The organism is Bacteroidia bacterium, from assembly GCA_039924845.1.
In the GTDB taxonomy this organism is placed as follows: Bacteria; Bacteroidota; Bacteroidia; order DATLTG01; family DATLTG01; genus DATLTG01.
The window spans coordinates 1-19,008 of sequence record JBDTAC010000098.1 but is presented as its reverse complement, the minus strand read 5'-3'; the positions used below and the strand labels follow the sequence as shown (position 1 = coordinate 19,008).

General features: G+C 34.0%; 18 protein-coding genes. 9 read left to right on the top strand and 9 right to left on the bottom strand.

Annotation, left to right across the window (positions count from 1 at the left end):
- The first annotated feature begins 81 nt into the window (after positions 1-81).
- Positions 82-1,890, top strand: a complete 1,809-nt coding sequence (gene typA, locus ABIZ51_11810; GenBank protein MEO7089470.1) for a translational GTPase TypA — start codon at positions 82-84, stop codon at positions 1,888-1,890.
- A gap of 191 nt (positions 1,891-2,081) precedes the next feature.
- Here the strand turns inward: typA and ABIZ51_11805 are convergent, their stop codons facing one another.
- Complete coding sequence (locus ABIZ51_11805) at positions 2,082-2,600, bottom strand: hypothetical protein (GenBank protein MEO7089469.1); 519 nt, start codon at positions 2,598-2,600, stop codon at positions 2,082-2,084.
- A 109-nt stretch (positions 2,601-2,709) separates the two neighbouring features.
- On the opposite strand from ABIZ51_11805, the gene ABIZ51_11800 reads away from it, so the two are divergent.
- The gene (locus ABIZ51_11800; protein ID MEO7089468.1) at positions 2,710-3,732 is read left to right on the top strand and encodes a dipeptide epimerase; all 1,023 of its coding nucleotides are present in this window, start codon (positions 2,710-2,712) and stop codon (positions 3,730-3,732) included.
- A 55-nt stretch (positions 3,733-3,787) separates the two neighbouring features.
- Here the strand turns inward: ABIZ51_11800 and ABIZ51_11795 are convergent, their stop codons facing one another.
- The 3 genes from ABIZ51_11795 to ABIZ51_11785 all read right to left on the bottom strand — a co-directional run bounded on the left by ABIZ51_11795 (position 3,788) and on the right by ABIZ51_11785 (position 6,784).
- The gene (locus tag ABIZ51_11795) at positions 3,788-3,922 is read right to left on the bottom strand and encodes a hypothetical protein (protein MEO7089467.1); all 135 of its coding nucleotides are present in this window, start codon (positions 3,920-3,922) and stop codon (positions 3,788-3,790) included.
- Positions 3,923-4,209: 287 nt separating this feature from the next.
- Complete coding sequence (locus ABIZ51_11790; GenBank protein MEO7089466.1) at positions 4,210-4,944, bottom strand: cation transporter; 735 nt, start codon at positions 4,942-4,944, stop codon at positions 4,210-4,212.
- 103 nt (positions 4,945-5,047) lie between these two features.
- Positions 5,048-6,784 carry a hypothetical protein gene (locus ABIZ51_11785; protein ID MEO7089465.1) on the bottom strand — a complete coding sequence of 579 codons (1,737 nt, stop codon included), beginning with the start codon at positions 6,782-6,784 and terminating at the stop codon, positions 5,048-5,050.
- A 267-nt stretch (positions 6,785-7,051) separates the two neighbouring features.
- Between ABIZ51_11785 and ABIZ51_11780 the strand changes: the two genes are divergently transcribed.
- Complete coding sequence (locus ABIZ51_11780) at positions 7,052-7,507, top strand: hypothetical protein (protein ID MEO7089464.1); 456 nt, start codon at positions 7,052-7,054, stop codon at positions 7,505-7,507.
- Positions 7,508-7,626: 119 nt separating this feature from the next.
- Here ABIZ51_11780 and ABIZ51_11775 read toward each other — a convergent pair whose 3' ends face one another.
- From ABIZ51_11775 to ABIZ51_11765, 3 genes are read right to left on the bottom strand one after another with little or no spacing between them, the layout of a single operon-like run.
- Positions 7,627-8,205 carry an outer membrane beta-barrel protein gene (locus tag ABIZ51_11775; GenBank protein ID MEO7089463.1) on the bottom strand — a complete coding sequence of 193 codons (579 nt, stop codon included), beginning with the start codon at positions 8,203-8,205 and terminating at the stop codon, positions 7,627-7,629.
- On the bottom strand, positions 8,205-8,849 hold the full coding sequence (locus ABIZ51_11770; GenBank protein MEO7089462.1) for a hypothetical protein: 645 nt from the start codon (positions 8,847-8,849) through the stop codon (positions 8,205-8,207). Before ABIZ51_11770 ends, ABIZ51_11775 begins: the two co-directional genes overlap by 1 nt.
- Positions 8,850-8,879: 30 nt before the next feature.
- The gene (locus ABIZ51_11765; GenBank protein ID MEO7089461.1) at positions 8,880-9,113 is read right to left on the bottom strand and encodes a hypothetical protein; all 234 of its coding nucleotides are present in this window, start codon (positions 9,111-9,113) and stop codon (positions 8,880-8,882) included.
- A gap of 342 nt (positions 9,114-9,455) precedes the next feature.
- On the opposite strand from ABIZ51_11765, the gene ABIZ51_11760 reads away from it, so the two are divergent.
- A complete protein-coding gene (locus tag ABIZ51_11760) occupies positions 9,456-11,546 on the top strand; it encodes a tetratricopeptide repeat protein (protein MEO7089460.1) in 2,091 nt (696 codons plus the stop codon).
- Positions 11,543-12,415 (top strand): class I SAM-dependent methyltransferase, encoded by an 873-nt coding sequence (locus ABIZ51_11755; GenBank protein ID MEO7089459.1) that lies wholly within the window; start codon positions 11,543-11,545, stop codon positions 12,413-12,415. Before ABIZ51_11760 ends, ABIZ51_11755 begins: the two co-directional genes overlap by 4 nt.
- Positions 12,416-12,764: 349 nt before the next feature.
- Here ABIZ51_11755 and ABIZ51_11750 read toward each other — a convergent pair whose 3' ends face one another.
- The gene (locus ABIZ51_11750; GenBank protein ID MEO7089458.1) at positions 12,765-14,162 is read right to left on the bottom strand and encodes an arginine decarboxylase; all 1,398 of its coding nucleotides are present in this window, start codon (positions 14,160-14,162) and stop codon (positions 12,765-12,767) included.
- Positions 14,163-14,261: 99 nt separating this feature from the next.
- Between ABIZ51_11750 and rocF the strand changes: the two genes are divergently transcribed.
- From rocF to ABIZ51_11730, 4 genes are all read left to right on the top strand, one after another.
- The gene (gene rocF / locus ABIZ51_11745; protein MEO7089457.1) at positions 14,262-15,215 is read left to right on the top strand and encodes an arginase; all 954 of its coding nucleotides are present in this window, start codon (positions 14,262-14,264) and stop codon (positions 15,213-15,215) included.
- A gap of 34 nt (positions 15,216-15,249) precedes the next feature.
- The gene (gene argS, locus ABIZ51_11740; protein MEO7089456.1) at positions 15,250-17,022 is read left to right on the top strand and encodes an arginine--tRNA ligase; all 1,773 of its coding nucleotides are present in this window, start codon (positions 15,250-15,252) and stop codon (positions 17,020-17,022) included.
- A gap of 356 nt (positions 17,023-17,378) precedes the next feature.
- Positions 17,379-17,831 (top strand): SRPBCC family protein, encoded by a 453-nt coding sequence (locus ABIZ51_11735; GenBank protein ID MEO7089455.1) that lies wholly within the window; start codon positions 17,379-17,381, stop codon positions 17,829-17,831.
- A 25-nt stretch (positions 17,832-17,856) separates the two neighbouring features.
- Positions 17,857-18,435 carry a YdeI family protein gene (locus ABIZ51_11730; protein ID MEO7089454.1) on the top strand — a complete coding sequence of 193 codons (579 nt, stop codon included), beginning with the start codon at positions 17,857-17,859 and terminating at the stop codon, positions 18,433-18,435.
- Positions 18,436-18,521: 86 nt separating this feature from the next.
- On the opposite strand, the gene ABIZ51_11725 is transcribed toward ABIZ51_11730, so the two are convergent.
- The gene (locus tag ABIZ51_11725; GenBank protein ID MEO7089453.1) at positions 18,522-18,656 is read right to left on the bottom strand and encodes a hypothetical protein; all 135 of its coding nucleotides are present in this window, start codon (positions 18,654-18,656) and stop codon (positions 18,522-18,524) included.
- Between the last annotated feature and the right edge of the window lie 352 nt (positions 18,657-19,008).

Sequence of the window (19,008 nt, the reverse complement as noted above, 5' to 3'; positions counted from 1 at the left end):
CCTATTTTCAGGGTATCTAATCATTTTATGTAAAAAATCCCAAAAAAAGGCTACTTTTGCACCTCTTTTAAAAATAGTATTATGCAAAAAATAAGAAACATTGCCATTATTGCCCACGTCGATCACGGAAAAACGACTTTAGTAGATAAAATTTTACTTCAAGGAAAACTTTTCCGCGACAACCAAGAATCGGGAGAATTGATCCTCGATAGCAATGATTTGGAGCGCGAGAGAGGAATTACGATTCTTTCTAAAAACGTGTCGGTAGTTTATAAAGGCACTAAAATAAATATCATTGATACTCCCGGACATGCTGATTTTGGTGGTGAAGTAGAACGAGTATTAAATATGGCGGATGGCGTTTTGTTATTGGTGGATGCCTTTGAAGGACCTATGCCACAAACACGTTTCGTGTTGCAAAAAGCTTTGGAATTGGGATTAAAAGCAATCGTTGTCATCAATAAAGTAGACAAACCAAATTGCCGTCCAGATGAAGTACACGATTCAGTTTTCGAATTGTTCTTCAATTTGGATGCAACCGAGGAACAATTGAATTTCCCTACTATTTACGGTTCTTCCAAACAAGGTTGGATGTCGACAGATTGGAACAAACCAACCACCGATATCACGCCATTGTTGGATTGTATCATCGAACACATTCCGGATGCACCAATGAATGAAGGTACTTTGCAAATGCAAATTACTTCCTTGGATTATTCTTCTTTTGTAGGACGAATTGCTGTTGGCCGTGTTTTTAGAGGAGAGATAAAAGAAAATATGCCGATTTCTTTGGTAAAAAGAGATGGAAAAATTATCAAAACAAGAATCAAAGATTTATTTGTTTTTGAAGGATTGGGAAAACGTAAAATAGACGTTGTAAAAGCCGGAGATATTTGTGCCGTTACCGGAATTGAAGGTTTCGAAATTGCAGATACCATTGCGGATTATGAAAATCCAGAAGGCTTAAAACCTATCAGCATTGACGAGCCAACGATGAGCATGCTTTTTACGATTAACAATTCTCCGTTTTTCGGAAAAGAAGGAAAGTTTGTTACTTCACGCCATTTGCGCGATCGTCTTTATAAAGAGTTGGAAAAAAATCTCGCGATGCGTTTGAAAGAAACAGGATCTCCTGATTCGTATTTGGTTTTCGGACGCGGAATTCTGCATTTATCTATTTTAATAGAAACAATGCGCAGAGAAGGTTACGAGATACAAGTAGGACAACCACAAGTTATCTTAAAAGAAATTGACGGCATGAAACACGAGCCGGTTGAAACACTAAGTATTGATACTCCGCAAGAAACTTCTGGAAAAGTGATCGAATTGGTAAGTCAACGTAAAGGCGATATGTTAATCATGGTTCCGAAAGGCGATTTGATACATTTAGAATTTGAAATTCCTTCGCGCGGATTAATTGGGTTGAGAAATAATATTTTGACATCTACTGCCGGAGAAGCAATTATGGCACATCGTTTCAAAGCATATATGCCTTGGAAAGGTCCAATTCCGGGACGTATTGCAGGTGTACTTATTTCTAAAGATAAAGGTACTGCTGTTGCGTATGCGATTGATAAATTACAAGACAGAGGCAAATTTTTTATCGCAGCTGGAGAAGATATTTATACAGGACAAATAATCGGAGAACACATTCGTCCAGATGATTTAGTGGTAAATATTTGTACCGAGAAAAAATTAACGAATATGCGTGCTTCTGGAACTGATGAGAAAATGCGTATCGTTCCGAAAATTAATTTTTCACTCGAAGAAGCGATGGAATATATTCAGGGAGATGAATATGTGGAAGTAACACCAAAATCTATTCGTTTGCGTAAAATTGTGTTGGAAGAAGGAGATCGCAAACGTTCAAAACCAAAAGTAGAAGCTTAATTTTCTGCTGAGTTTTTTTAATACTAAAAAAGTCCTTTGAAAAATTAATTTTTCAAAGGACTTTTTTGTGGGCGAAATTTTGTATTCCATTTTTCGCATTCAAAAAAATAATTTTTCCAGAATGAAAAACGTCCTTCAAAAAAATAATTTTTCGAAGGACGTTTTAATCAAGTAAAAGAATTGGAAAAAAATTATGCTTTCGGCGTTACAGCCTTTGCTTTAATTGTTTTCGCAGAAGTAAGCATTGTTTGTATTGCGTCTTGCGGATAAATATCGCTCGTCATATCTTGCACCACGTAAGCTGATTTACCAGTTTTCACAATCGTATAAAAATGAAATTCTGGTTTTACAATTTGTGATTCATATAATAGTGTAGTAGAATCTTGCGTAATGTATTTTTGAAATTTATCTACATCGTTACCTGCAATGTCGGCTTGTTTTAATTTCATATCGCCTTGTCCTTCAGAAATAGCGATGGCGAAATTTGTACCAATCGTAATATCTGTTTCACCAAAACTTTGAACCGTAATCGTTAATTTATTTTGAGCCGTATCCGGAATATCAATTGTAATCGGAAGTCCACCGCGCGAAGTCAAATCCACCTGTACCATTCCGGCAGGTACTACATCAGAATCGTCTGCGCTTTTTCCATTTTTACAACTTCCTAAATAAAGTGCCAAAGGCAAAACAAGTAAGTACATCTTTTTCATTTTCATAGTTTTTTAGTTTTCCGAACAAAGGTATAGAAAAATAAATTTCACAAGGCATTCTTCTTTCAATACAATAATAGTACATTCGCTTTTCTCAAAAAAATATATTTTGAAAATTCGTTTTACGCCGCATTGGCTGGAATTCAAATATCCGTTCACACTTTCTGTTGGCTCGCGAACACGCACACCAATTGTGATTACGGAAATAGAACACGAAAATTGTATCGGTTTTGGAGAGGCTTCCATGCCACCTTATCTGGGCGAAACACACGAAAGTGTAATTTCATTTTTGCAAAAAGCAAGCCCGCTTATTGAAAAAAATTCAGATGATTTTAACATCGAAAAAATAATGCAAGAAATAGATGCGCTTGCAAAAAATAATACTGCTGCAAAAGCATCCATTGATATTGCCTTACACGATTTACTCGGAAAAATAAAAAAACAATCTTGTCACGAAATGCTTGACATTAATGTCGAAAAAATGCCGCTCACTTTTTTTACGCTCGGTATGGACGAACCAAAAGTGTTGGAACAAAAAATTAAAGAAGCCGAAGATTGGAAAATTTTAAAAATAAAATTGGGTAGTGCAAACGACAAACAACGAATCGAATTTATTCGCAGCATTACCGATAAACCTATTGCCATTGATGTAAATCAAGGATGGAAAGATAAAATTTTTGTACATGAAATGCTTTGTTGGTTACACGAAAAAAATATTTTATTTGTGGAACAAGCCATGCCGAAAGAAATGAAAGACGAAATGAAATGGCTGAAAGAAAAAAGTCCGATAATACTTTTTGGTGATGAATCCATTCAACGACTCAGCGATGTAAACGAAGCCGCACAGATGTTTCACGGCATCAATATTAAATTGATGAAATGCACTGGCATGAGCGAAGCATTAAAAATAATTGTGCGCGCACGCGAATTAAATTTAAAAATAATGATTGGTTGTATGTCTGAAACATCTTGCGCAAATGCTGCGGCAGCACAGTTAGCACCCTTAACAGATTGGGCAGATTTAGACGGACCTGCACTTATTAAAAATGATTTTTTTGAAGGATTCGAAATAAAAAACGGAAAAATTTTACTGAACAATTTACCAGGGATTGGCGTGTTACTGAAAAAATAATTGTTGAAAAGGAAAGTAAAGAGCAAAAAAAAAGCCCCGATTTTCGGGGCTTTTTTTACTTTTTCTTAGCAACTACTTTTTTCTTCGGTGCTGCTTTTTTAGCAACTGCTTTTTTAGCAACTGCTTTCTTTTTAGGAGCTGCTGCTTTTTTCTTAGGAGCTGCTGCTTTTTTAACTACTTTTTTAGCCATGGTTTTTGTTTTTTTAATTATTTGATACGAAGTAAGAGAAATAAAGAATGCAAAATAAGTTGTACCTGCTTATTTTATCAACAGCAATTTGTTGATAAGGTGCGGATTATATTTATCGAATTTGTAGTGGACAAAAAATATTTTTTGAATAATTTATTTTCTGTTTTGAAAAAATAAAAAATAAACATAGTTGGAAAGTATTGATAATATAGGGCGTTCAGAAAATTATTTTTTTGAAAAATTAATTTTGAAAATCAGAAAATGATTTCGAAAAAAAAATTTCCATTTTATCCATGTAAAAAAAGCAATGTAATGATGCCCATAAAAATCATCAGTACATCTTCAATAATTGTAACGGTACTCATCGGCAAATTAAAAACAGCACCTAAACAAGCGCAGCGAATAGTCGTTTTACTGAGCACACTTTTTATAACACCAATACTACTTATCGTCATAATAATAATCATGATACTATTTAGGATGATGGGAGAAAGGTTGGCTGCGTAAGCAATTCCTAAGCCTGCTTCCAAAAAGGCATATACAAAACCCCACGATTTCCATTTTTTTGCAAAGATGTCATACATGGCATAACTATCTGCGAAGCCTTTTAAATCAAGCATTTTAAAAAAAGAAAATACAAGAAAAGAACCGCTCATAAAAATACGCATGGCGCGCATCCAATTAAATGAATTGGCGGATATACTTGCTATTATTGAGATAGCGCTGATATAGAAAAAAATCAATAAAATAGGTTGATAGATTTCAAACCATGTTCGAGTGTCGGTTGTTTCAGAAATAAGTACGCTCGGAATTTTTTTTTCGCTGAGTTGGTATTTCGGATATTCTTTTAACGCCGCTTTTAAGTAATCGGTAGAAATGTGTGTTCCCATTTCAACTTCTACTTCGTTTTTTTCTAAATCAACGCGCACATTTTTTACACCTTCTACTTTTGAAAGTAAGTGCTGAACTTTTGCTTGGCAGCCAGAACAAGTCATTCCGCTGATAGAATAGGAGTGTTTCATTTTTCAAAAAGAATATTTTTATTCAGTAAATAGAATTGAAAAATTATTTTGATTCGTTTTTTAGGCTTCGAAAAAATAATTTTTCAAATGTGTTAATTAAGAATTAAAATTCATTTAATCGTTGAGCGATGTTCCAACGAAAGGTAAATGAAAAAATATTTTCGTTGTTGGTGTAACTTGCTAATTGACTATTTTCTTTTCGCATAATTAAAGATAAATCTAAAAACATGTTGTGCATTACTTGATATGTTGTGGTGAAACTTCCATAAACAATGCTTGTTCGCGCGCCTTGTCCAATAAAATTTCCATAATTGTTTGCGCGATTATTACTGTTCAACAACACATTACTTCCGTAATCTTTTCCATTTTCATCCAAGCCAATAATCGTGTAAAATATTTTTCCGGTAAACGTAAAACGATAAAATGGTTGGTATTTTAAAATGCCGATGTATTCTTTGAAATTGGCGCCATTCGGGTCTGCCAGCGGTTGATCGTAATTGGTATAATTGGCATAATTGGCGTAATAATTATTAGGCGCATTGGAAAAAGAAAAATGAGTATACGTATAAGGCGGTACAATATTGGCTTCTAATTGTGCATCTAAATTTTTGATTCCGGCAACGTTAATGTATTTTATTCCGATTTGCCCAGCTTGTTTGTTCGCCCACCAGCCTGTATTTGCACGAATTTCATCAATATTAAATTCATCCAAAAACACCGATCCATAAAGTGAAAAATGATGTGCGAAATTCCATTTGGCATCAAAACCGATGTGATCTTTATCAGGCGCACCCAAGCCATTTTCAACAGCTTTGTAAAAAATAACGGGATTCAAATAATTCAAATCAAACTGGCGATTGTTGATACTGTCCGTGTTTCCAAACGTAATACATTCGAATGCGGCGATGTTAAAATTCTTGGTTACGTTAAACGTTAAATAATGCAGCGCCATGTATTTTCGCGGATAATTTACATCGCCTAAAGGAATTCCGTTTGCGTTTAAATCTTGCGCCACCATTTGTGCAAAAATATTGACGTAATCAAATTTTCCAAATTTTGTATCTACTTTCAGAAAAAGATAATTGCTGGAAAAATCAGAGAGTTCGAGCGAGCGATAACCATTGCCGATAAAATTTTTCCCTTGCCCGAATTGTGTTACAATGTGTTTCGTAATATGAAAATCGAAATAGCCGTTTGCCGTAAAAAAATCGTATCCTGTTTTTTTAAAATTTTTCCAAAACCCTTCTCCCGGAATGGCGGTGGTTAAAGCAACTTTGTTCGCTACGTATTCCGGGAATTCTGCTTGATTGTCGGTTAGGAAAGTATAAAAACCAATTTTATTATCAATTACGCCACGTAATTCAAAACCTCTGGTGTTGATGTAATCGTGCGTGTAATCAGGGTTTGCGGGAGACACTTCTTCTTTGCCGTACGAAAAACACGCGACAGGATTTATCTGAAATTGCAACCCTTTTGTATTGTATGTGTAGAATGCATTTTTTTTTTGATACAATTTTTTCAGAAAAGGATGCATAGCATTTCCGGAATCTTTAGCGTTGCTCCATTCCCAATTATCATCTTGTAAATATTTCAAATTGCGTTTATCAACGGTAGAAAAATGGAGTGTTGTATTGTTAGAAAGGGTATCTGCTAAATGTGCTACATCCTTTCGCAGATAAGGTTTTACAGAAGTAAATAAATTATCGGCAAATTTGCCGGATTCGATTTCGTAACGATCAATTAAGGAATTGTAATCATTGTCCAAGGGCGCGTAAACACTTTGTGCAAAAGCGAAAGAACAATTTAAAACAAAAATAAATGCGAAATATTTTTTTATCATCCGAAAAATTATTTTTTTGAATCGAAAAAACAGCGAAGAACAACTGCTTTCCAAAACAATATTGTTTATTTTTGTTTCAAATATAAACATTCTTTTTAGTCTTAAATTGAATTCGAAATTGAAAAAATAATTTTTCAAACACGTTTTTGGAAGCCTAAAAAAGCAGCGTCAAAAAAATAATTTTTTGAAGGAATAAAAAACGTATTTTTATTAAAAGAGTAAATGTAATTTCTTCTCAATTAAAACAAGTTTCTAATAACGTTATAGATGAAAAAAAGTAAAATAATATTTTTGTTATTAATTTTATCACTCTTTACTACAAAGAGTGGCGCACAAATGCGTAGTCCTGAAAAAATTAAAATCATTTATGATACATTAAATAATAAAACGAGCGAAAGCGATTACGGAGCAACTTTTATTGAAGATAGCGTACCAATTGTGATGTGTGACGGGTTTAGAAATGATAAAGTAAGTATTAGAATTAATGGCGGAAAAATATTTGACAAAACATGTACTACTAGTGAAACTCTTGGCTGTGCTGGCGAGATAGATTTAGCGTGTGATAAAAAATCAACAAAATTTGGACTTATTGAATTAAAAATTAATAATGGAAAATGGTTAAAATTTAGACTTGATTATAGATTTAATTATGTGTACGTAACATATCACAGTTCAAAAATTATAATTGTAACTATTTCAAATCAAGAGCACATTTTTATGTAGCTAAACCTTTCATGAAAAAAACAGCATTCAAAAAATAGTTTGTCATTCTGAGTGAAACGAAGAATCTAAAACATCTGCGTGAAATAGATTCTTCAACCGTTCAGAATGACAAATGAAAATTATTTTTTCTTGCTCAATAAATCAATATTCCAACCTAAGCCGAAATTAAAACTCAATTCGTTGAGGTTAAACTGACTTTGTTGATCGTATTCTTGTCCCACCGTATAACGCACATTTACTTGGATGTGAAACCATTTATCGCCAAAAAAATTAAATCCCGTTACAACGGAAAACAAAGGCGCCGCAGAACCTGGATCTGATTTTCCGTAAGCCGTATCGGTGGTTTTGGCAAAAGCAATTCCGGGCTGAAATCCAATTAAAGGATCAAATCCGGAATGTGTTGGGAAATGATAAAACGCACCGAAATAAATAGAACTATTTTGTTTCAGCGGACTATTTTGAGTGAGAGAATTGAGGAAAAAATAAGCATCGCCTCGTACAGAAACTTTTTTTTCAGGATAATATTCTAAATTCCCAGTAATGTAAACGTTCGAAATATTATGTGCGAACATATCACCAACACCAATGGTTCCAACGCCTGCCAAAATTCCTTTGTGTACAAATCCAGAATCATTTTGCGCTTGCAAACAAAAAGTTCCGGATACGAAAAAGAGGGTTGCGAAAAAATATTTTTTCATCATAGTTTCCCTAATCTGTAATTGACGCTGAAGGTGATTAATAAATGTCCATCCAAGGAAGCGCCACTTTCTTTTGTAACACTTAAATAATTTTGTTCTAAATTGTTCGTTTCCACTTGCGTGATAATATTCGTGCCGATGTGCATCATGTATTGCGATAAAACTGAAAAATCAAATCGAGAAGTAATACAATAGGTAATTCCAAAACCACCTTGCGCAGCAGCAGCACTCCATCTATTCATACTCGTATTGGTGTAATCGGAATATACTTTGGTGTAATCGAAACATTGTCCGGCTAAAATATAAGGCGTTACTTTGCCCACCATTAGTGGATTTTTATCCAAATAAAAAACTACCGACCAACCAATATGTCCGTCGCGGCGGAAACCTAAATTTTGAATATTTGTATTGATATAATCCGCAAACCATTCTGTATTCATGTGTTTGGTTACGCGAATACGAAACTCTCCACCAGAGCCTAATCCAGCACTTCCCGCATCAGTAAATGTGCTAATGGTGCTGCGCATTCCCAATGAAAATTGTCCGGAAGTAGAATCCTTTTGTGCCAATGCCGAAAAGGAAAACAAAAGCATTGCATTTGCAAAAAATAATTTTTGCAAATGTATGAAAGGATATTTTTTCATCTATTCTTGAAAAGAAAAATCAGAGAAAGTTTATTTTGCTTCTGTTTTATTGTTGCAGCAACTACAATTGCAGTTACTGTTGCAACCGCAAGAACTTCCGCATAATTTCTGGCAAGCACTCGCCACACAATAAGGAATAACAGTAGCAGCAATGGCAAGTATTGCTTTTTCAATCCGGAAATGCGGATAAAGAAATAACATGACACAACCCACAACAGCGCCTACAATAGGCATTATGTACAAATAACGACCACAGTTTTTCATGATAAATAGGTTTTAAAGGTTATACGAATATACACCTTTTTTTAAAATGCCAAAGCGCAATTACAGCAACAATGGTAATTGTGTTTTCTTCTTTCCACTTTCATTTTCAATTGATTGCTGGCTTTTTTAATTTTTCAATTCGTGATATAAATGGAGATTAAATTCACCCAAAGCTGTTAGAGCTGCTTGTATTGGTGGGTAAAGACAGCTCTTCTTTTCCAATCTTATTATATAAGGTAGGAAAGTAAAAATTGAAAATTTTAGTTTGCTTGTGATTAGATAAAGAACTTTTTATAAATTGCCGTTGTGATTGTGAACACAATCTTATTGCAATAAAAATAAATGGCTGAAAAAAAATTTTCCGGCAAAAAGACAATTCCTTCTCAATCCAAAGGAACTTCCGCGCAAGCTAAAAAAGCAAACGATTCGATTCTTCCTTCGAAACGATTTTTAGTTCCAAGCTTTATTTTTCTTTTTTGTTTTTTGTTGTATGGCAATACATTAAATCACGATTACGCCTTAGACGACGATATTTACACAAAGAAAAATGTTTTTGTACAGCAAGGTTTTTCGGCATTCAAAGATATTTTTAACAAAGGTTCTTTGTATGGTTTTAACAAAGCAAACGATTCCAATTATCGTCCTTTAACCTTGCTCGATTTTATGACGGAAGTATCGGTTTTCGGGATGGATCCGCACGTGAGTCACTTTTTCAATGTTTTGTTTTTTTCGCTCACCTGCCTGTTGCTTTATAAATTGATGCAACTTTTATTTAAAGAGTATCACGCATCCATTCCCATTTTTATAACGCTCTTGTTTGCTTGTCATCCAGTACATACCGAAGTAGTTGCGAATATAAAAAGTCGGGACGAAATTCTCGTGCTTTTATTTGGCGTTTCTTCTTTTTATTTAATGATGCGCTATTACGAAAAGCCAGAAAAAATATTTTACATCGGTTCGTTCATCGCTTTTACCTGCGCCATTTTTTCGAAAGAAGACGGTTTGACATTTCTGCTTATTATTCCTTTGATGTTGTATTTTTTTACGTCGATGGAAATAAAAAAAATAATTCGACTCACACTTCCTTTTCTCGGAATGATTGTGTTATACATGATTATCCGAAGTTGGATTTTGTCGAGTGTTACGTTTAACGATAAAATTGTGGTGATGAACAATGCTTTGATGGCAGCAAAAAGTACATCCAGCATGCTCGCCACTAATTTCGAAATGCTCGGGAAATATATTTATTTATTATTCGTTCCGTATCCACTCAGTTGGGATTATTCCTTTAATCAAATTCCGATTGTTACCTGGTCGAGTTGGTCTGCTATTTTTTCGTTACTGCTCTATACCGCAATGGCAGCTTATATTTTATGGAAGATTCGTAAAAAAGACGTTTACGCTTTTGCACTATTATTTTATTTAATCACACTTTTTTTAGAATCAAATTTGGTTGTTAAAATCGGTTCTACATTTGCCGAACGCTTTTTGTACATGCCTTCTTTAGCTTTGTGTATCGCATTGCCATTGCTTCTCGCGAAAGCGTTGAAAATAAATCCGCACCAAAAAATATGGAAACAAACGAGCACTTTCAATACAATATTAATTGGAATTTTAATTGTTTATGCCTTCATTTTAATTCCGCGTAACAGAGTTTGGGAAAATAACTTTACACTTTTTCAATCGGGTGTTTTAACTTCGCCTAATAGCGCACGAACGCACGGAGCTTTGGCAAGTGCTTATCGCGACCAAGCAGAAGCCGCTATTAATCCACAAAACAAACAACAATTGTTTCAGCAAGCAGTTAATGAATACGCCAAAACATTAGCTATTTATAATCAAGATCCGGATGCGTATTATAATTTAGGTGTTACGTTTTACGAATGTGGTTTGCAAGATAGCGCGATGAAAATGTATCAAAAAACAATTGCGCTAAATCCGAAATACACGAATGCGTTAAACAATTTAGGAGTGATTTATTTCAATAAAAAGGAGTACGACAATGCGATTCATTATTTAACGATTGCCTTGAGTATGGACACTAATTATTTAGATCCAATTGTAAATATTGGCGCATCTTATCAAAACGAAAATAATTATACCAAAGCCATTTATTATTATAATAAAGGATTGCAAAAAAGTCCGAACAACCAAAGTATTTTAAAAAATTTATCGAATATGTATAACGGAATCGGAATACAATATTTTCAAAAAAAGGATTACGATAATGCGATGGAAAATTTTAATTTAGCGATGAAATACGATCCGAGTGCAGCCAATCCGTATGGCAATATGGGAGTGATTTATCAAAGCAAAGGAGACAATGCGAAAGCGGTAGAATATTATCAAAAAGCTTTGGCGATTGATCCAAATAATACTGTTTTTAAAAATAATTTAGCGAAAATGATAGCCACTCAAACAACACAAAAATGAGTTTTCAAAAAAAAGAATATCCTTGTGCAGTTTGCAAAAGTAGCGAGCGAAAAAAATTGTATCAGATCAAAGGATTTGATATTGTGAAATGCCTTTCGTGCAGTTTTGTGTATGTGAATCCGCGTGTTTCCAACGAAGATTTACCAAAATTGTATTCCGAAAATTATTTCAATAATAGTCAGTACGGCTATTTAGAATACGAAGCGACAGCGCACTTGCGGAAAAAAAATTTTGAAAGGTGGTTCAAAGATATTTCTCCGTTTTTAACGGTTGAAAAAGGAAATGTTTTGGACATCGGTTGTGCTTCTGGTTATTTTTTGGAAACACTTCGTACTAAAGGTTGGGATGTGCAAGGAATTGAATTGGATACAGCGATGATTGAGGTGTTAAATAAAAAAAATATTCCTGTTTATACCAACACTTTCAATACGTTTCAGACGGATAAAAAATACCATTTAATTACGCTTTTTGATGTGTTGGAACATTTGCCCGATACTGATAAAACATTTGAAAAATTAGCATCCATGCTGCATCCCGAAGGAATTATTGCGCTCATTACGCCGGATATTTCATCCTTGCAACATTCCATTTTTCGGAAGCGTTGGTTTCAATTTAAACCACAAGAACACATTCATTATTTTTCTCCGAAAACCTTGCAAAAAAGTATCGAGTCGCATCAATTAAAAATAATTCATATTCAAAAAAGTGGACAATATGCTGATATGAATTTTATTCTGAATCGTTTGCAACAATACGGCTTTAGCACGCTGCACAAAGGTTTTGCAACGGCTACAAAATTAGTAGGCTTGCACAATGCTTGTTTTTATTCGGATACCGGAAGTATGTTGGCAATTTTAAAAGGGAAATAAAAAAGGGTTTGAAAAATTATTTTTTCAAACCCTTTTTTTGTGTTCTAAATTTTAGCGTTCAAAAAAATATTTTTTTAAACGTCATACTGAACTTGATTCAGAATCTGTGTGAGAAAAAAAATGTTCTTCAAAAAACTATTTTTTTAATTTCTTTTTGGCTTGAACCAAAAAGAAACAAAAAGTTCAAGGCTGTGATTTCTCATTTCATTTTAGCTTCCCGAAAGCTATTCGTCGGGCGATTTCCTCGCACGCTCGGAACTTCCCGAACTCATCACGCTTTCATTTCACTAAAATTTTATTCGAAATCAGATGCCGAAAAAAGATGTTCAAAAAAATATTTTTTCGAAGCTTAATAACCCAACGTTTTGAGCATCGATTTATAACTTTGCTCTTTCGCAAAAAGTTTGGTGGTAATTTCTCCGTCGTCATCACGATCAATAATTACGTGTTTCGGCGCTGGCACTAAGCAATGCTGAATTCCGCCGTAACCACCCAGCGATTCCTGATATGCGCCGGTATGAAAAAATCCAATGTACAAAGGTGTTTTGTCTGTTGATTCTACTTTCGGTAAAAACACTTGATTAGCGTGCAATTCCGCATTGTAATAATCCAAACTGTCGCAAGTAAGTCCACCTAAATTAACGCGTTGATATTCCGTATCCCATTTATTTACTGCCAATAAAATAAAACGTTGATTAATTCCCCAAGTATCGGGCAAAGTAGTGATAAATGAACTGTCAATCATGTACCATAATTCGCGGTCGTTTTGCAATTTTTGATCCACAACGGAATACAAAGCGGCACCACTTTCGCCAACTGTAAACGAGCCAAATTCAGTATAAATATTAGGTTCTTGAATTTCGTGTTGCTCGCAAAAACTTTTTATTTGCGAAATAATTTCTTCCACAATGTATTCGTATTCATACTCAAAACCGAGTGATGTTTTAATCGGCAAACCGCCGCCAATATTAAGTGAATCTAATTCTGGACAAATTTGTTTCAACTCGTAATATACTTTCAAACATTTCGTCAATTCCGTCCAATAATAAATGGCATCTTTTATACCTGTATTGATAAAAAAATGCAACATTTTCAATTCAAATTTCGGATTGTTCTGAATTTTTTCTTTGTAGAAATCCAAAATATCTTTGTACCGAATTCCCAAACGCGAAGTGTAAAATTCGAACGAAGGTTCTTCTTCCGAAGCAATCCGAATACCTATTTTACATTTTTGTTTTAAGTGTTTTTTATAATAATCAAATTCGTTTTTATGATCCAACACCGGAATTACATTTTGAAAACCATCGTTGATTAATTCCGAAATATATTGCATATAAATCGGACGTTTATAACCATTGCAGATTATATATTTGTCTTTATTCACTAATCCGCGTTTCGCCAAATCCTTAATAATTTGAATATCGAAAGCAGAAGATGTTTCCAAATGCACATCGTTTTTCAATACTTCTTCAATAATAAAAGAAAAGTGTGAACTTTTTGTGCAGTAACAGTAAGTATAACTACCTTTGTAATCGGCTTTTGCCATCGCTACATTGAAAAGTTTTTTTGCTTTTTGAATTTGCGAACCTATCTTTGGAAGATAAGTAATTTTTAAAGGAGTACCGTATTGTTTAATGATATCCATTAAAGGAATATCGTAAAAATAAAGTTCGCTCTCAACAATGTGAAATCCGTCTTGGGGAAAATTAAATGTTTGCTCAATAAGGTCTTGATAACTGTTTTCCATGGCGTAAAAAAGGAGTTTAAAAAAATATTTTTTTGATAACGATGCAAATGTAAATAACTTACTTTACATTTTTTTAGAAAAAGTAACTGAATTGAATCTATGAAAAATATCAAACTTATAGAAGTTAAATCTGAAATTGGTGCCGGCACACGTGGTGCAAGTATGGGCATAGATGCGATTAAAATAGCGGCGCTCGACTTCGGTAGCACTTATTTTAAGAAATACAAATCTGTAGAAGTGCCCAACGAAAACAAATTATTGCTCGAGCCCATTCTGCACGAACATGCCAAACGTATCAATGGCGTTTACGCTGTTTTGGATAGAGTGAGTAAAGAAGTGGAAAAGACGATTAAACAAGAAAATGTTTTCCCGATTGTGCTTGCTGGAGATCACAGTACGGCTGCAGGAACCATCAGCGGCATTCGAATGGCATATCCTGAAAAAAGACTTGGCGTGATTTGGATTGATGCACATGCAGACATTCATTCGCCTTATACGACTCCTTCTGGCAATATGCACGGAATGCCAATTGCAGTAATTACTGCGGAAGATAACTTGGAATTTAAAGTAAATAATCTGGATGCGGAGAGCGTGGAATATTGGGAGAAATTGAAAAATATCGGAAACATTCATCCAAAAATTAATTTTTCAGACCTTATTTATATCGCTGTGCGCGATACCGAAAAGCAAGAAGAAGAATTAATACGCAAAAAAAACATTCGCAATTTTACCGTAGCCGAAATTCGCAGAAAAGGAGTGGAGCGCGTTGCCATTGAAGCACTGAATTTATTGGAGAAATGCGATTTGATTTATGTTTCTTTTGATGTGGATAGTATGGATTCTTCTATTTCGAAAGGAACCGGAACGCCTGTTAAAAATGGTATTACTGAAAAAGAAGCTGGAAATTTAATTGCGCGATTGTTTTACAGTAAAAAAGTATGTTGCTTCGAAATTGTGGAAATAAATCCTACACTCGACAAAGAAAATTTAATGGCAGAAAATGCTTTCGAGATTTTATTGAAAGCGACCAATCAATTAAATCGAGATTTTTAAGGTCTCGAAAAAATAATTTTTTGAAACGAAATTTATGGACATAGAAAATATACTTTCTCAAAAAACAGCCGAAGCCATTGAACATCTTTACGGCGAAAAAATACCGTCCGAAAAAATAATTTTTCAAAAGACAACAAAGGAACACGAAGCAGATTTGACCTTGGTGGTTTTTCCGTTTTTGAAAATGAGTCGTAAATCGCCAGAACAAACAGCTTCCGATATTGGAAATTATCTTCAAAAAAATATTTCTGAAATCGAAAATCACGCTGTTATAAAAGGTTTTTTAAATATTACGTTCAGCAATAATTATTGGTTGAAAAATTATTTTTCTGACAAGGATATTTTTAAAATTCCAAGTACTGGAGAAAAAATAATGGTGGAATATTCTTCGCCAAATACCAATAAACCCTTGCACTTAGGACATATTCGAAATAATTTACTCGGTTATGCCGTGGCTGAAATTTTAAAAGCTGCCGGAAACGAAGTGCTGAAAGTAAATTTGGTGAACGATCGTGGTGTTCACATTTGTAAATCCATGTTGGCTTGGCAAAAATGGGGGAACGGCGAAACGCCTGAATCAAGCGGTTTAAAAGGCGATCATTTGGTTGGGAAATATTATGTGGAGTACGATAAACAATTTAAACTCGAAAATGCAAAACTTCAAAAGTCAGGATTAACGGAAGAAGAAGCGACTAAAAAAAACCCGTTGCAAAGCGAAGTTCAAGAAATGTTGTTGAAATGGGAAGCCGGAGATAAAGCCGTAATTGATTTGTGGAAAACGATGAATGGCTGGGTTTACAAAGGTTTTGAAGAAACGTATAAAAATTTAGGAGTTGATTTCGATAAAATATATTACGAATCGGAAACGTATTTACTCGGAAAGAAAATAATTGAAAAGGGATTGAAAGGCGGGCATTTAGAGAAAAATCCGGATGGTTCTGTTTTTATTGATTTGACAAACGAAGGCTTGGATAAAAAAATACTATTACGTGCCGATGGAACATCTGTATATATGACGCAAGACATTGGTACGGCTGTGTTGCGTGCCGATGAAACGCACGTAAATAAAATGATTTATACGGTTGGAAACGAACAAGATTATCATTTTAAAGTGTTGTTTTTGACACTAAAAAAATTAGGCTACGCTTGGGCAAACGAATGTTTTCATCTTTCATACGGAATGGTGGAATTGCCCGAAGGCAAAATGAAATCACGCGAAGGAACTGTTGTGGACGCCGACGATTTGATAAAAGAAATGATTGACAGTGCGCGCGAAACTTCCATGGAATTAGGTAAAATGGAAGAGTTTACGAAAGAGGAATCCGAAAAATTATTTCGCACCATCGGACTCGGAGCATTGAAATATTTTATTTTGAAAGTAGATCCGAAAAAGAAAATGCTTTTCGATCCGAAGGAATCTATTGATTTTAATGGACATACCGCGCCGTTTATACAATATACGTATGCACGAATTCAATCTTTATTAAGAAAAGCGACTGAGATTTCGTTTCAAAAAAATAATTTTTCAAACATAGAAATTATTCGGAAAGAAAAAGAATTAATAAAATTAGTATTGCTGTATCCATTGATAATAAAGGATGCTGCTGAAAAATTAAGTCCGGCAGAAGTAGCAAATTACATATACGAATTGGCAAAAGAATACAATCAATTTTATCATGAATTGCCGATTTTAAAGGAAGAGGACGAAGAATTGAAAAAATTCCGTTTGCTTTTATCTGAAAAAATCGGGCATACGATTTTTGCTTCTATGCGATTGTTAGGTATTGAAGTACCTCCAAAAATGTAATTTTTTTAAACTTATTCTTTATTCGAACTCTTTAGGAATTTAATCATAATAGTTAAAGTCGGAAATAGATATTAGCTCCATAGAAGCGAAATACTATTTTGTCTCTTTGAAAAAATAATTTTTCAATTGTGTTTTTAGAAGAGAAAGAAATTTGTTATTATTTTACCTTTTTCTTTCTTTTGGCTTGAACCAAATGAAAGAAACTAAGAAAAGTTCAAGTCTTGGATTGCTAATTTTAACTTTGCAATCTTGGTATTTCAGAACAGCGGATAGTAAAATTATTTCTTCAATAAATTAATGAATAGCATAAATTCTAAAATTAATTTTTGTTTTAGTTTTGTATAAAAAATAGCAATATGACAAACAACAGCATCACAATTCAGCGAGTTCTTAAAACAACGACTGAAAAAATTTATCGCGCTTTTACCGAATCCAATGCACTTGCAACATGGCTTCCGCCGAATGGATTTGTAGGTGTTGTGCATACGATGGACGTAAAAATTGGAGGAGATTACAAAATGTCTTTCATTAATTTTACGACAGGCAACGGACATTCTTTTAGCGGAAAGTATTTGGAACTAAAGCCGAATGAATTTTTAAAATATTCCAATAAGTTTGAAGCTCCTAATTTGCCATGCGAAATGATTACTTCTGTTTGGCTTAAGAAAGTTTTGGTAGGTACGGAAATTAAAATAGTTCAAGAAAACATTCCGATAATTATACCAACCGAAATGTGTTATTTGGGATGGCAAGAATCAATAGAAAAATTAACAAAATTAGTTGAACCAGTTATTCTGGATGCTAAATAAAACCCTAATTCAATTGACAAAAGAGATGAATCCGAAAGTAGATTGGTATTTTAATAAAGCCACCAAGTGGCAGGAAGAATATCTGAAATTAAGAATAATTATTCTTGATTGCGGATTGACCGAAGAATTAAAATGGGGCGTACCGTGTTACACTTTTGAGAATAAAAACGTAGTGTTAATACATGGCTTTAAAGATTATTGCGCCATTCTTTTTCACAAAGGCAGCTTGTTAAAGGATCCCAAAGATATACTGATACAACAAACCGAAAATGTGCAAGCAGCACGACAAATTCGATTTACGAATATTCGGGAAATAATAGATTTGGAATCTACTCTGAAAGCTTATATCAAGGATGCTATTAAAATAGAAAAAGCTGGTTTAAAAGTGCCTATGAAAAAGGCAACGGAATTCAAAATGCCAGAAGAATTTCAGCTAAAATTAAAACAAATTCCTGCTCTTAAAAAAGCGTTTGAAGCACTAACACCCGGACGACAACGTAGATACCTGCTTTATTTTTCTTCCGCCAAACAAGCTGCAACTCGGGAAGCGAGAATTGAAAAATACATGAAGCATATCCTTGATGGAAAAGGATTGGAGGATTAGTTCAATTGGATGAATAAATCGAATAAAAAACAGCTCTCAAAAAAATAATTTTTCAATAGTATTCTTTCTCTCTTCTCTTTTTTGTCTTAAAACAAATGAATGAATTTAAGAGATATTTCTTTTATTTCAGTCCATTTATATTCTCCATCGTTTACATTGTTGTTAATTAAAGAATCTCTACTCAATATCAAAGCAGGTTGTTTAGTAATTGCAAATTTCATTTTCCGCAAGTAATCGGGCAATGCAATAAATATTATAATTACTGGGCTTGAAAATAAAATTGCATAAGGTAAACTATCATTGTAAATTTTAAAAAATACAAACGAGGCACCTGCTATGCAACAAAGAAAAAAAATAGTCGCAAAAACTAAATTTAATGTCCTGAAATAATATTCAATTTTAATGTCTGTCATAATTTACAAAGCACCATTCTTATTGGTTGCACCTAACGTTTACGCATTGGCGATGGCAGGGGATTCAATGATTTTTCAGCCCGAAACCAAAGCTCAATAAAGAACTAAAAATACAGAATATGTACAAAAGTTCATCAAAGAATTTTCAGCCTGAACTTCT